Source organism: Planctomycetia bacterium (genome assembly GCA_016795155.1).
Classification (GTDB): Bacteria; Planctomycetota; Planctomycetia; order Gemmatales; family HRBIN36; genus JAEUIE01.
The window spans coordinates 54,503-67,009 of record JAEUIE010000016.1; the positions used below are offsets into that span (position 1 = coordinate 54,503).

The following is a 12,507-nucleotide window of genomic DNA, read 5'->3' on the forward strand; positions in this document are numbered from 1 at the left end:
GTCCACTGTTTAGTAGTCCCCGTTGCGGAATTGTCTTGTCGTTGGAATAGCTATGATTCACGGTCGTTCCTTGATTCAATTGGTGATGTGGTTATCACGCTGGCTGACGCGGCAGGATGCCGCGTCTACTTTGGAGGCAATTTCCCCTTCATCTCGTTAATCTGCTTGTCCAGTTCTGCAATAAGTGGCTCGAATTGCGGAATCTCTTTAGCATTGTTCCCTTGCTCGTGCTTGCGAAACAAAAAGAGATAGGTATTGTTCTGCGGGCGGTATTGGTGGAAGTAAAGCTCATCCTTGCGCTTGATGAGTTTGGTCACAGGCGTCCAGTCTCTTGGTGGATTATCTGCAGGAATCAATACGATCCCAGGCGGCCCTGCTGCATTGCGGCCTTCCGCAACGATCACAGCAGTGATGATTTTTCCTGCGAGTTCCTGATAGCCGAGATCATTGGGCAGGATGCCATCATCGGTCTTGGGTGGCTGTTGCTTTGTCACGTTGTTTTTATTGGGCTGATAGACATCATGCAGATCCACCAGCAAGGCACCTCGTTCCTTGGCCAGCGTTTTGATGACAGCATCATACTCAGCCTGTGAAAAAGTTGGCGACACTTTAGCGGCAACAGGGGTAGGAATGGTCAGAAAGATACAACGAGTTTCAGGGGTTGCTATGTCAGCAAGTAACTGCCGATACTGCTTCTCGAACTTTTCTACCCCTGGTTTCCCGGCAAACGCTTCACAGGTGCCGTATCCCAGTATAAGCAGAGTAGGTTTTGCCGCTTTCACTTGTTCTACCAGCGTACGGTAGCCATCGGCCTGGGTGCCAAACCCTGCACGGGCCTCGCCCCAGACAGTGTCGCCACTCCAGCCGAGATTACGGACAGTAAACTTTTTGTCCTTATGAGTCATGTGCAGCAGCAGTTCGACTTGGCCGAACTGCTGTTCCCTTTCCACCAGTGCTCCGCCAACCATGACAATGCGGTCGCCGTCTTTGATGTCAAAAGAAGGGGCAGGGAGGGAAAAGAGGACAAGTAGCGGAATGAGCATAGGTAGGTCTTTATCAGTAACAGGTGGGTAAGGTTAGCATGGCGGAAATGATGACGGATTGCAAGAGGTAGAAGCAAACTGGCGTGTATCGTTCGATACACGCCAGCGAAAGTTGTTGATGTTAGACTAAGACTACACCGTCTGCACCTTGCCATGATCATCGCAATGGTCGCCGTGCGGGTGATGCAAGTGGCCGTTTACCAGGTAATCGACATGGTCGCCGTGGGGTACAGCAGGGTGACCGCAACTGGCACTGTGAACGTGGCCCTGGTCGTGACCACCGCACTGATGCGAAGGAGTACAATCAGCCGGGTTGGTGGCTGAAACGGACAAGCTATGTTGAACCACCTGGCCACCAGCGGTGTGCTGCAACTGGCCGTTTTGCAGATAATCGACATGGCCATCGTGCATGATGCCAGTATGGCCGCAGTTGGTGCCGTGAACGTGGCTTTGATCGACGGTACTCTCGACATCTGCTCTCTTAATAGCCATGATGAACCTCCTGATAGTTGTCAAGCTGGACTTGGAAACAGTTTGCCTGATTTCTGATCGACTTTCCAGCAAAAAACCTCCATGTATTAACACGGAGGTTCCTCGAAATCAGCGAGGGCGACGGGGCTCGAACCCGCAACCTCTGGCGTGACAAGCCAGTGCTCTAACCAATTGAGCTACGCCCCCAGTATTGGGGAATGAAAGTATAAGCGCCTGATAAAAAAGGGCAAGTCCCGCAGGGTACTCACCCAGCGCTTTTTAGCCTCATTCTCCACACTATTCCCACTTGATCTGGACACTCGTACTCATCCGCAAGTTCGTTATCTATGTTATGCCCGTTATGTACTGGCATTTTCTGCTGCTTCGCCATTGCAACCGATCTGTTTTACCATGACAATACTTCTGCAGGTTTGTTTTCTGTGGAGAGATACCAATGTATCTGCTCTTGATCCTTGCATGCATGACACCCGTGGCGGATGAAGTCGTCAACCTTGGGCAGGGTCAAACCTGGTATGAACAGGAAAAATCACCTGTCCAGTCGATGGAAGGTGTGTTGGATTACCTGCCTGGTACAGGGCGAATTGGTGTCCCCTTTGACTACAAGCCCTTTCAATTCATCCGTAAGGATACAACCGGGCAGGTACAGCATATCCCTATTCATGCTCCTGGCTTGGAATCTTTACTCGCTTTGAACGTAGGCCAGCGAGTTCAGATCGATGCCAAGCTTGTAGTCAAGGGCGAAGGTGAAGCGAAGCGGGAAGAACTTTGGCCAGGCAAGATAAAACTGCTCGGCATGGCGCCGCGTAATGTCTTTACTGAACTGAAACCTCTGGCACGCACCAATCGTTTCAGCCCCAATTCTGCACCTATTGGCCCGGATGCTTCCCGACTGGTCATTCGCAATGGCAAAGATGCCGCAAAGGCCATTGGCTATGTGCGTGATGAACAGTTTGGAGAACAACAGGGAACAGAACATCTGGCAAGATTCTTTGGCGTCAAAACCATTGACTGGAAAAATCAGATGGTGATTTATGTGGGAAACGCTAACCAGGCCCGCATTGTGTTGCGGAAAATCGAAATCACCAAGCTGGATGTGGATGAAAAAGGTTTGACCGTTCATTATCGGGTGGAAGAGGGCAGACCACCACTTGCGAACTCAGCCTATGTTACCGATACCATCCTGATCCCCAAGGTGGAGGGAGAAGTTACTTTTAAGGTGGAGAAGAAGCCTGCCAGTACAGATAATCAGAAAGTAGTGCCTCAACCTGAAAAAATCCGGCCTACTATCCCCGGTGCCCCACTTAAATAACCTAGACTTGGTGGTGTTTGCCTGTTGCTGGAAAGGATCAGCCGCCGAATGCTTTCCAAGCTGAAGACGTTTGCCCTGGTGGGCATCGATGCCATTCCCGTGGAAGTAGAAGTCGATGTAGCCGCCGGGCTACCCAAAACCATTCTTGTTGGCTTGCCCGAAGCGGCGGTGAAGGAAAGCACTCACCGTATTGAACGGGCGTTGGCCAATCTCGGCTTCCAGCGTCCCACCGGTCGGTGTGTCATCAATCTCGCTCCGGCTGACTTAAAGAAAGATGCCAGCTCATTCGATCTGCCCATTGCATTGGGCATGATGATCGGCATGGGGCAACTGGTTGCGGATGATCTACACGACCTGGCAATCGTCGGCGAACTAGCACTGGATGGCACGATGCGTCCCATCAAAGGCGCGCTAGCTATGGCTCTCGCCTGCAGGCAACAAGGCCTGAAGCGCTTGCTGGTGCCTGCCATGAATGCACGTGAAGCCTCGGTGGTAGAGGACATTGAAGTCTACGGCGTGAGTGGTTTGAATGAAGCGTTCAGCTTTCTCTCCGGTCAACTGGAAATAGAGCCAATGCCTTCGGGCATTGGCGATTTAACCAACTATTTCAACAAGTACGATGTCGATTTTGCTGATGTGCGTGGCCAGGATTATGCCAAGCGGGCACTGGTGATTGCAGCAGCGGGTGGTCACAACGTACTGCTCTCCGGTCCGCCAGGCAGTGGCAAAACGATGCTGGCCCGGCGATTGTCCACAATTCTGCCGCCGCTCACGCCTGCGGAGAGCCTGGAAACCACACGCATCTATTCCGCGATGGGTTTGTTGACACCCGGCAAAGCGTTACTGACGGAGCGGCCTTACCGTTCGCCGCATCATACGGTGAGCAATGCCGGGTTGGTGGGTGGTGGTTCAACGCCCACGCCAGGTGAGATCAGCCTGGCACATCATGGCGTCTTGTTTCTGGATGAGTTGCCTGAATTCAATCGCACTACCCTAGAAGTATTGCGTCAACCGCTGGAAGAAGGCCGCGTGACCATCTCGCGAGCATTGCGTGCATCCACCTTTCCTGCACATTTCATTCTGGTAGCCGCAATGAATCCTTGCCCGTGTGGCTACCTGGGTGATACACGCAAGCAATGTAAATGCGCACCACCCATGATTGAACGCTATGTTGGCAAAATCAGTGGGCCATTGCTGGATCGTATTGATCTACATGTGGAGGTACCCGCTGTCCCTTTTGCTGATCTCAATGCACCGGTGACGAAAGATTCCATCGGCAGCGCACAACTGCGTGAACAGGTGCAGCGGGCAAGGGCAGTGCAATCGCAACGCTTCGGCAAAGATACTCTGCGTTTGAATGGCCGTATGAGTAGTAGGCTGATTAGACAACACTGTGTTCTGGATGCCGGCTGTCAGGATATCTTGCGAACCGCTGTGGAAAGTCTGGGTTTATCGGCCCGCGCTCATGACCGCGTTCTCCGTGTTGCCCGTACCATTGCCGATCTGGATGGGCAATTCTCGATTGCTCCGCAACATGTTACCGAAGCGCTCAACTATCGCATACTGGATAGGAAGCTTTGGCTACAAGGATAGCATGTGCTTTCCATTTCATCTGGCTGTAGTTTGACAAAGAGGTTGGTATGAAGACCATAGTGCGACTCGGAATTCTGGTTGTTTCCCTGATCGCTTGCATCGTCGTTGCGAGTGCCTCACAGGAAAAGGCTATCTCGGAAATGAAGTTCGATGAGGTCAGGGAACTCGCTCCTGGCGTCTTCTTCCGTTACTCCTCGATCAGCGCCACCGATCCCAAGGTGCCTTTCGGTGGCAGCAACCATGCATGGGTGGTCTTTAAGGATTATGTCGTGGTTATTGATGCCAACTTTCCCAAGGAAGCGTCTGACGTGATTGCCGCTATCAAGAAGACGACCAGCAAGCCCATCCGCTACGTGCTCGATACTCACCATCATGGCGACCATGCCTATGGCAACGCGGTCTGGGCCAAGGAAGGGGCGAAGATTGTGGGCCACGTCAACTGTTCCCGCCTTCTGCAGACCAGTGGCCCGAAGCAGTGGGACGATGCAGCCAAGTCGCGGCCTGATGTGGCGGAGAGTTCGCTCAAGCAGGTGGACATCAGCTTCGATGACACGTATGTACTGGAAGACGAGACCCAGCGAGTAGAGTTCCACTACCTCGGCCACGCCCACACTCCCGGCGATGCGGTGGCCTGGCTGCCCAAACACAAGATACTGTGCACCGGCGACGCCTGCGTGAACGGAGCGTTCAACTACACCGGCCACGCCCACACCGCTTCCTGGATCAAGGTGCTGGAGAAGATGCAAGCCTTCGACCCCAAGCTGGTCGTCCCCGGCCACGGTGCTGTCACGGGCAAGGACGTGCTCGACAAACAGAAACGCTACTTTGTTGACCTTCGGCAACATGTTCGTACCGGCATCGACAAGCTGAAGATGATCGACGAGATCACGAGTTCCGTTGAGATGGGTTGGTACAAGGACTGGACCGGCAAAGCAGCCAAGGAGAACAAAGAGAACATCAGCCACGTGTATGAAGAGATGAAAGGGAAGATCGACCACTCGAAGTTGGGGTATGATCGCAACCCAGCATTCACGCCAACGGCGGGAGATGGTGGGGTGAGGGTGACACGGCGGTGATGAAAATATTATCCATCACCCAGGGTAGCCGTGCGTACACGGCAACCCTGGGCTGTTTTGCGTATGCCCTTCGGGCAAAGTCGTTGCTCGGTTAAACAATACTAAAAGACTGCATACTGACGTCTTTTTAGTCTCTCGAAACAACTTCCCAGTGGTAGGAACTGCACAAACTTCGAGGCAGAAGTTGAAGATCATGATTGTCTGGCCACACTACGCCTTGTTTGCGTAGTTCTCGAATCATGTCACCAATGGTAAAGAGATGATCGAGCACTTGGTCAGGAAGTATTACGTGAAGCTTGTCTTCCATTTCTGTCAGCCAATCTGCCCAATCAAGTGAATCGGTGCTGAGCTGACGGAAACTAGTTGACGGAGTGATGGCGTTGATCGCCTTCTCATCATGTTGGTAGTAAGCACGAACCCAGCGAAGTAATCCCGCACAATGATGGCAAATAGTGTCCTTCAAGACACCATCAACCTCACGGATAGTGCAAGTGGATTTCATACAGTGCCCACTATTCAATCGAGGCTTCCGGACACGATGGAATCGTGTCCCACACCATTACACCAAGCCATACTCGCCCAGCGTCTTCTTGATCTTGGCTTCGCCGGCGGCGTCCAGTGGCGTCATCGGTAGACGGAACTCACCACGGTCGCGGCCGAGTAACTTCATCGCGGTTTTCACGGGGATGGGGTTGGTTGCGATGCCCAGGAGGTCGCGGCAGAGGGGGAAGAGTTTGCGGTGCCATTGCAGGGCGGTGGCGTGGTCGCCCTTCAGGTACGCACGCACCATGGCTTGCATATCTCTTGGCACGATGTTGCCTACCACCGAAACCACGCCTCGGCCGCCGATGCTCATCAGCGGAAGTGTCAGGCTGTCGTCGCCACTGAGGACGGTGAGGTTCGAACCTACAGCAATCTGTGAAGCTTGATCGAGTGATCCCGTCGCTTCCTTCACGGCAACGATGCTCTTGAGTTCGCCCAGTTTGCAGATGGTTTCAGGCAAGATGTTCGACGCAGTGCGGCCGGGGATATTGTAGAGCACCACGGGCAGATCGCTGGCTTCGGTGACAGCTTTGAAGTGCTGGTAGTAGCCTTCCTGGGTGGGCTTGTTGTAATACGGGCCGACCATGAGGGCGCCATCAGCGCCTTCCTTCTGAGCGAACTTAGTCAGGCGGATGGCTTCGCGGGTGCTGTTCGAGCCTGTGCCTGCCATCACCTTGATGCGTTTGTTGGAGTGCTCGATGACGGTGGTGATCACCTTCTCGTGCTCATCGTGGCTGAGAGTGGGGGCTTCGCCGGTGGTGCCGACGGGGACGATGCAGTCGGTGCCTTGCTCGATGTGCCAATCGACGAGTTTTTTGAGAGCAGGGTAATCCACTTCGCCATTCAGGAAGGGCGTGATCACCGCTACGCTCACGCCTGCAAACATCTCACCTTTAGTCGCCATGATCGTTCATCGTCGAGGGAAACGGAAGCTGAAGTCATTGTCGCTTCAGCATAGTGCATGGTATTCCGTGCCCATCTTGATACAAGAGAAGATACTGTCTTCTTCCAGCTGATGAGTATGGTGTTGCCATGAATGCTTTTTTGCTCCATGACACGAACAGTATCCCTTCGCCTTCGCTCCTCTTCGGCTGGGCAGGGATTCAGTCGAACCTGCAGCGAATGATCGCTATTGCCGGGTCGCCTGCTCGGCTGCGGCCTCACATGAAGACGCACAAGACAAAGGAGATCACTCAGCTCTATCTGCAGGCGGGGATTGCCAAGCATAAGTGTGCGACGCTGCGGGAAGCGGAAGTGCTGGCTGAGTGTGGTGCTGCTGATGTGCTGATTGCGTACCCGATGGTAGGGCCGAATCAGCAGCGGCTCTGTGCGCTGGCCCAGCGATTCCCCAAGACGCGGTTCTCCTGCCTGGGTGATGACGATGAGGTGCTGACCCAACTGAACCAGGCTGCTGCACAAGCGAACGTGAAGCTGGGCTTCTTCCTCGATTACAACGTTGGTCAGAATCGGACCGGCATGCAGGATATGCCCACCTGGATGGCGAAGGTGATCCAGTGGACACACCTCAGGCTGTGTGGCATGCATCTCTATGACGGCCACAACAATGCACTGGCCCAGGAAGAACGTCGAGCCTTGTCGCAGCGTACGTATCAGCGAGCGGTACAACTGGGGCTCGATCAGCCGGGACAGTCCCTGGAGTTTGTTCTCGGAGGGACACCCGCGTTCCTGCTGCTGACTGATATGATCAAGCACCCGCAGGTATCGTTCTCGCCTGGCACCTGCATCTTGCACGATGCAGGCTACGGGCCGAAGTACCCGGAGCTGGGCTTCACCCCCGCTGCAGCAGTCCTCACCCGCTGCATCAGCAGGCCCGGCCCGAAACTGGTGACCTTCGACATCGGCACCAAAGCCATCTGTGCTGATCCACCGTTCGGCCAGCGGGTGCATCTCGTCGGATTGGAAAACGCAGTGTGTACCCTGCACAACGAAGAGCACTACGTCGTCGAAACCGAGGATGCAGCCAAATGGAAGCCGGGCATGACGACGTATGCCATCCCCAAACACATCTGCCCGACGGTAGCGATGTACGATAAGGCATATGTAGTGGAGGAGGGCAGGGTGACGAAGGAGATTGCGATTGCGGCGCGGGGGCGGTAGTTACACCAAGCAGATGGTTATTACGCAGAGATGACAATGCAAACACCAACCAACACAACGCAAGAGACTACTCCAGTACGCCGGCCTCGCCTCTGGCCCTGGTTTGTCGTTGGGTTCCTGCTCGTGTTCGCTGGGCTACTTGTGTTCTATACGCGATTGCAAATGCACCATTCCGGAGCATACGCGGTGGAGTATCCACTCTGGCGGTACTACGGAAGTGCGATCCCTCGACTGTTTAGTGTGAGGAACCTAGGCCCAGCAACCGCTGCTGATTCGTACCTGCTGCCGACAGTTGCTTTACATTTACTGTTCTCTGCAGGGGGTGGATGTGTAGCCTTAGGTTTAGGCTGGTTAGTACGAAGACATCGAAATCGCTGACAGGTTAAAAGTCACAAGCCACGCGGAAGCCCAAGCCGTTGATCCAGCCATCGCCTGAGCCGCCTTGACCATCGCGGTGGGTGAGGGTGTAGTTGGCTTGCATCTTCATGTTCGGGTTCAGGAACCAGTTGAGGCCTAAGGTTAAGTCCACCAGCCTGCCACCGTCGATGGCTTGATCGTTGAGATCAACATAGCTGATGCGTGCTCCGATCTGCCAGGCACCAGTGCCACCGCAACCAGCGGGGCCGCCGAAGCGGGCGTTGTGCAGGGGAATCACTCGGCCAAAGACACCTTCCTTCTTGTCGTATGATTGGTGTTCACCTGTCAGGAAGAAGAGTACCTGGGCATAGCCACCCTGGAAGAACGCTGTTCCCTGGGGTACTCCGGTTGGTCCCACTGCATCTTGCATGAACTGGCCTGTCCATTCAGCCTGGAACGTCCAGGGACCATACACGCCAGCAAGTTCCGGACTGACAATGAACTGGTTGCTGCCAGGCAGCGTGCCAGTATCAGCCAAGGTGGGAACAGCATAACCAGGGCCGTTACGGAGCGTAGGGCGAATACGCAGGCGGAACTGGTCAGCAACAAGGCTGCCTTGTGCACCACTGAGCCCGACGTGAAGGAGTTGTCTACCTTCGTCTTCATAGACCGGGAGACCACTGATGCGTCCGCTGACGGTGTAGTCACCTACTCCGATGCTGAATGCATTCTGGAGTGGTCGATAGAGACCATACCGCCAGGTGATGCGTTCGGACTCGGTCCAATTGCTGGCGGAGATGCCCGGATCAAACCCTTCATCGAACGGGCCATAGAAGGCATCCATGTTGTAGGAGCGTTCGAGGAATGGCAGGAAGCCCTGGTAAGTGTTGTTGGACATGCCGATAGGCTTCACCTGGTTGCCGATCCGCACGTTTCCGAGCACGGGCACTTCACGAAGCTGAACCCAGACGTTGGCGGGGAAGGGGCTGCCTGCAATATTACTTTGAGTAGGGTTCTGCTCGCCCTTGTTGTCGTTGACGGCATTGGCCAAATCGTATTCGATGCAGTAGTCGAACATCTCGTAGATGGTGCCATCCGCTTTAAACCTTCCCCGACGCAGCAGCGAAACACCATCATTAAGAGTACTGGTCGCATTGCCTGAAGGTTGAGCAATCACACCTTGCGGCGCGATGAGCCAAACGGAATCCCACTGAAGATTGCCACCCACATGCAGGTTGAACTGGTTGTCATCGGACATGAATCGCAGGCCATGGTCCCAGTAGGGATTGAGCGGGATACGTCCTGAAGAAGCGGGCGGGCATACTGTGGTAGCACAACCCGGTACGCTCGTTTCTGCAAATAGTGTTTCCGTTCGTGACGGTGTTGGGGCTGGGCTCCCGGGAAGTGGCGACTGAACCACAGTCGATTGTCCATGTGCGCTCGATAGGGCGAGCCAGGTAAAGCCAATGACTGCCAGGGACCGCTTGCTTCTGGAGAAAATAGCCACGGGCAACACCTGTATTGGTAATCTGGAGAAACCAGGGAATCATTGACGATAGAAACGAAGATGCGAGTCGATGGTATTTACATCGACATCCATTGAGAATTTCTTTTCAAGTTTTCGCTGACGATAGGTTACTTCAGCAGGGCGATCAGCAAGCTCATTAAGAAAAAGCCGACGTGATCGTACCCGGCATCTATAACGAAGAGCCGCAAACTCCAGCCGGAGAAGGCGTAGTGCCTGGCCGTTGCTGAAGCAGTCACGGCATCACCCGGCAATAGGGTGGTGATGAACGCGGCGAGAGTTTTAATCCGAGGCATCACCCAGCGATGCAAGAAAAACCGGTGAAATCTATTGAGATTGCGAGATGGTGTCGATGAGAACTGGAAAGTAATGATAGATGGTTAACTGCGAATCTGGGAATTGTTGAATTGAAAGAATTCAATCCCAAACCGATAACCCATACCGATTCTGCTGATTACACCATTTTCTTGTCAGAAAACGCTTGGCGAAACGGCTTTGTACGGCTAGGCTTGTGTTGCGTGCCCTGCTTGAACAGTTAGAATGGTGAGACATGGCGACAGACATTGCCGATCTAGCTCCTGTTCGTCAGGCAGTTGCAAAAACACGGGTGGAGGCGGCAGCGCGGACGCCAGCCACAACGTCAGTACGGCCCAGGGGAATTGTCGTGCCGTTCATGAAGAAATTTTGTCTCACTATTTTGGGTATAGCAGCCTTTATGACGCTGCTGTTCCTGCTTGATTTATTTGTCGGTTTTCCCTTCGCCGGGGCCAGCATCACTCTTGATATTTTTGGCATTCTGGGCGGAGCAGTAGTAGGTTACCTGGCGTGGGATTCGTCGAGAGAGATACGGTAGCAGAGCATGGTTACGCTGAGTACAGCGAAACCATGGCACCCAACATAAAAAACTATCAATAAGGTGCAGGCATCGTAGCGCTTTTCAGCCAGGCACTATACCACATATTTGCAGTGAATTGAGTAGAACGGCAAGTGTGTTTCATGATAAATGCCCGGCTTTCTTCGGTCGGTTTATCGAAACCACCTGACAAGTCGATTTCATAACAGCGTTCCACGTTGTGATGTGAGTCCTGAATAATTTCCAATGCATGTTGCCATGGATCATCGAGTTTGGAGACAACAATGCCTCGTGACAGTTCTTCAGCAGTAAAATTGAAGTTCTCGGGGAAGCCATCAATCTTGGCGTGAATGCCTTTCTGCTTGAACTTGCCATCAAATCCAATTCGTCCATCGTAGTCGCGTGTGGAATGTAAGGGCATGCAGGCATCGCCGGTGTAGTGTGAAAGAATGCCAGCATAGACGAGGCATTTCATGCGAACTGCTTCGTTGTCGGGTTCCTTGCGATAATCGTAAAAGGCACAAGCTAACCGGTCATAATGCTCCATCAGTGCATAAGGCAGGTAGCCTGCTTTTTCTGGAGTGACTCCGCGCTTTTTGGAAACATCGAGTGCCTTGAAGCGATCTCGAGGCAGTGTTTCACCACTAAATTCTTCCAGATCGATGTAATGATCGGGTGCTTCGGTGATGCGAAGAAATTCTGCTCCCTTGTTTTTGAACCGGTCAGGCTCACCCGCGAGATGATTCAGTGTTTTGCCACCGGCCCGGAAGAACGCAGGCATATCTTCAGGCAAAACCATGCAGGCAGCTTCCGCGATGGTACCATGAGCCTTCACCCACCAGGCTGGGCAGGTATTTGCCATGCAAACCAGCAACAAAATGAGGCAAACCAGGCAATGCGTGGGCAAGCGTTTCATAGTGTTTCCAGCATATCTGTGAGTAAAAGGCCTGAAGTTGACAGACTACCAATCAAGGATAAGTGACTGTATTTCACATGGATTTAGTGTAACACGCAATTGCCAGACAGAATTACCATAGGTATCGTATCAAGCTGGGCATATAAAGAATTCTCTGTCTTTGCGAAAGTTTGGTGAAGCCTCTCCATGCGTTTTCAACTGGTTGACAAGATTATCGAATTGATACCAGGTCAAAGGATTGTCACGGCCAAAAACCTGACGCTGGGTGAGGAATATCTGGCAGATCATTTTCCCATGTTTCCGGTACTGCCTGGTGTTTTAATGCTGGAAGCACTGGTGCAGTCAGCAGCCTGGCTGATTCGTGCCAGCTCTGATTTCAAGCACAGTGTGATTGTGCTTCGCGAAGTGAAAGGGATCAAATACGGTTCTTTTCTGGAACCCGGTCAGCAAATGAAAATCACGATCGACGCAACTGCTAGTGGAATAGATCCCCAAGCAGAACTACTTACTTTCAAGGGTCAGGGAGAACGGGACGGAACCAGTGTTGTCAATGGACGCATAGTTCTCGCGAGGTATAACCTGGCAGACAAGAATCCCGTCTATTCATCGGTCGATCAAAAACTCATTCAAGGCTATCGGCTCGAATTTGCTCGATTGTGGCCTGGAAAATAGAAACACGGAG

Annotated in this window: 13 protein-coding genes and 1 tRNA gene; 6 read left to right on the forward strand and 8 right to left on the reverse strand. The window is 53.1% G+C overall.

Annotated elements, in window-relative coordinates; translation table 11 throughout:
* Positions 1-125: 125 nt before the first annotated feature.
* From JNJ77_07405 to JNJ77_07415, 3 genes are all read right to left on the reverse strand, one after another.
* Positions 126-1,043: a hypothetical protein gene (locus JNJ77_07405; protein MBL8822397.1), complete on the reverse strand. Its 918-nt coding sequence runs from the start codon at positions 1,041-1,043 to the stop codon at positions 126-128.
* A 132-nt stretch (positions 1,044-1,175) separates the two neighbouring features.
* Positions 1,176-1,535 (reverse strand): hypothetical protein, encoded by a 360-nt coding sequence (locus JNJ77_07410; protein ID MBL8822398.1) that lies wholly within the window; start codon positions 1,533-1,535, stop codon positions 1,176-1,178.
* A 112-nt stretch (positions 1,536-1,647) separates the two neighbouring features.
* A tRNA-Asp gene (locus tag JNJ77_07415) sits at positions 1,648-1,721 on the reverse strand.
* A 247-nt stretch (positions 1,722-1,968) separates the two neighbouring features.
* On the opposite strand from JNJ77_07415, the gene JNJ77_07420 reads away from it, so the two are divergent.
* Genes JNJ77_07420 through JNJ77_07430 form a run of 3 tightly spaced genes read left to right on the forward strand, consistent with a single transcriptional unit; the run spans position 1,969 to position 5,513 of the window.
* Complete coding sequence (locus JNJ77_07420) at positions 1,969-2,844, forward strand: hypothetical protein (protein MBL8822399.1); 876 nt, start codon at positions 1,969-1,971, stop codon at positions 2,842-2,844.
* A gap of 48 nt (positions 2,845-2,892) precedes the next feature.
* Positions 2,893-4,437 (forward strand): YifB family Mg chelatase-like AAA ATPase, encoded by a 1,545-nt coding sequence (locus JNJ77_07425; protein MBL8822400.1) that lies wholly within the window; start codon positions 2,893-2,895, stop codon positions 4,435-4,437.
* 47 nt (positions 4,438-4,484) lie between these two features.
* Positions 4,485-5,513, forward strand: a complete 1,029-nt coding sequence (locus tag JNJ77_07430) for an MBL fold metallo-hydrolase (protein MBL8822401.1) — start codon at positions 4,485-4,487, stop codon at positions 5,511-5,513.
* Between the two features lie 127 nt (positions 5,514-5,640).
* Here the strand turns inward: JNJ77_07430 and JNJ77_07435 are convergent, their stop codons facing one another.
* Complete coding sequence (locus tag JNJ77_07435; protein MBL8822402.1) at positions 5,641-6,015, reverse strand: acyl carrier protein; 375 nt, start codon at positions 6,013-6,015, stop codon at positions 5,641-5,643.
* 57 nt (positions 6,016-6,072) lie between these two features.
* A complete protein-coding gene (locus tag JNJ77_07440; protein MBL8822403.1) occupies positions 6,073-6,960 on the reverse strand; it encodes a 4-hydroxy-tetrahydrodipicolinate synthase in 888 nt (295 codons plus the stop codon).
* 128 nt (positions 6,961-7,088) lie between these two features.
* Here JNJ77_07440 and JNJ77_07445 point away from each other — a divergent pair, with 128 nt between their 5' ends.
* The gene (locus JNJ77_07445; protein ID MBL8822404.1) at positions 7,089-8,174 is read left to right on the forward strand and encodes a D-TA family PLP-dependent enzyme; all 1,086 of its coding nucleotides are present in this window, start codon (positions 7,089-7,091) and stop codon (positions 8,172-8,174) included.
* A 382-nt stretch (positions 8,175-8,556) separates the two neighbouring features.
* Here JNJ77_07445 and JNJ77_07450 read toward each other — a convergent pair whose 3' ends face one another.
* Together JNJ77_07450 and JNJ77_07455 are read right to left on the reverse strand one after the other, a co-directional pair.
* The gene (locus tag JNJ77_07450) at positions 8,557-10,038 is read right to left on the reverse strand and encodes a hypothetical protein (protein MBL8822405.1); all 1,482 of its coding nucleotides are present in this window, start codon (positions 10,036-10,038) and stop codon (positions 8,557-8,559) included.
* Between the two features lie 128 nt (positions 10,039-10,166).
* Positions 10,167-10,352 carry a hypothetical protein gene (locus JNJ77_07455; protein ID MBL8822406.1) on the reverse strand — a complete coding sequence of 62 codons (186 nt, stop codon included), beginning with the start codon at positions 10,350-10,352 and terminating at the stop codon, positions 10,167-10,169.
* A gap of 377 nt (positions 10,353-10,729) precedes the next feature.
* Here JNJ77_07455 and JNJ77_07460 point away from each other — a divergent pair, with 377 nt between their 5' ends.
* Positions 10,730-10,909, forward strand: a complete 180-nt coding sequence (locus JNJ77_07460; GenBank protein MBL8822407.1) for a hypothetical protein — start codon at positions 10,730-10,732, stop codon at positions 10,907-10,909.
* A gap of 55 nt (positions 10,910-10,964) precedes the next feature.
* On the opposite strand, the gene JNJ77_07465 is transcribed toward JNJ77_07460, so the two are convergent.
* A complete protein-coding gene (locus JNJ77_07465) occupies positions 10,965-11,825 on the reverse strand; it encodes a hypothetical protein (GenBank protein ID MBL8822408.1) in 861 nt (286 codons plus the stop codon).
* 186 nt (positions 11,826-12,011) lie between these two features.
* Here JNJ77_07465 and JNJ77_07470 point away from each other — a divergent pair, with 186 nt between their 5' ends.
* Positions 12,012-12,497 carry a beta-hydroxyacyl-ACP dehydratase gene (locus JNJ77_07470; protein MBL8822409.1) on the forward strand — a complete coding sequence of 162 codons (486 nt, stop codon included), beginning with the start codon at positions 12,012-12,014 and terminating at the stop codon, positions 12,495-12,497.
* Positions 12,498-12,507 lie beyond the last annotated feature (10 nt).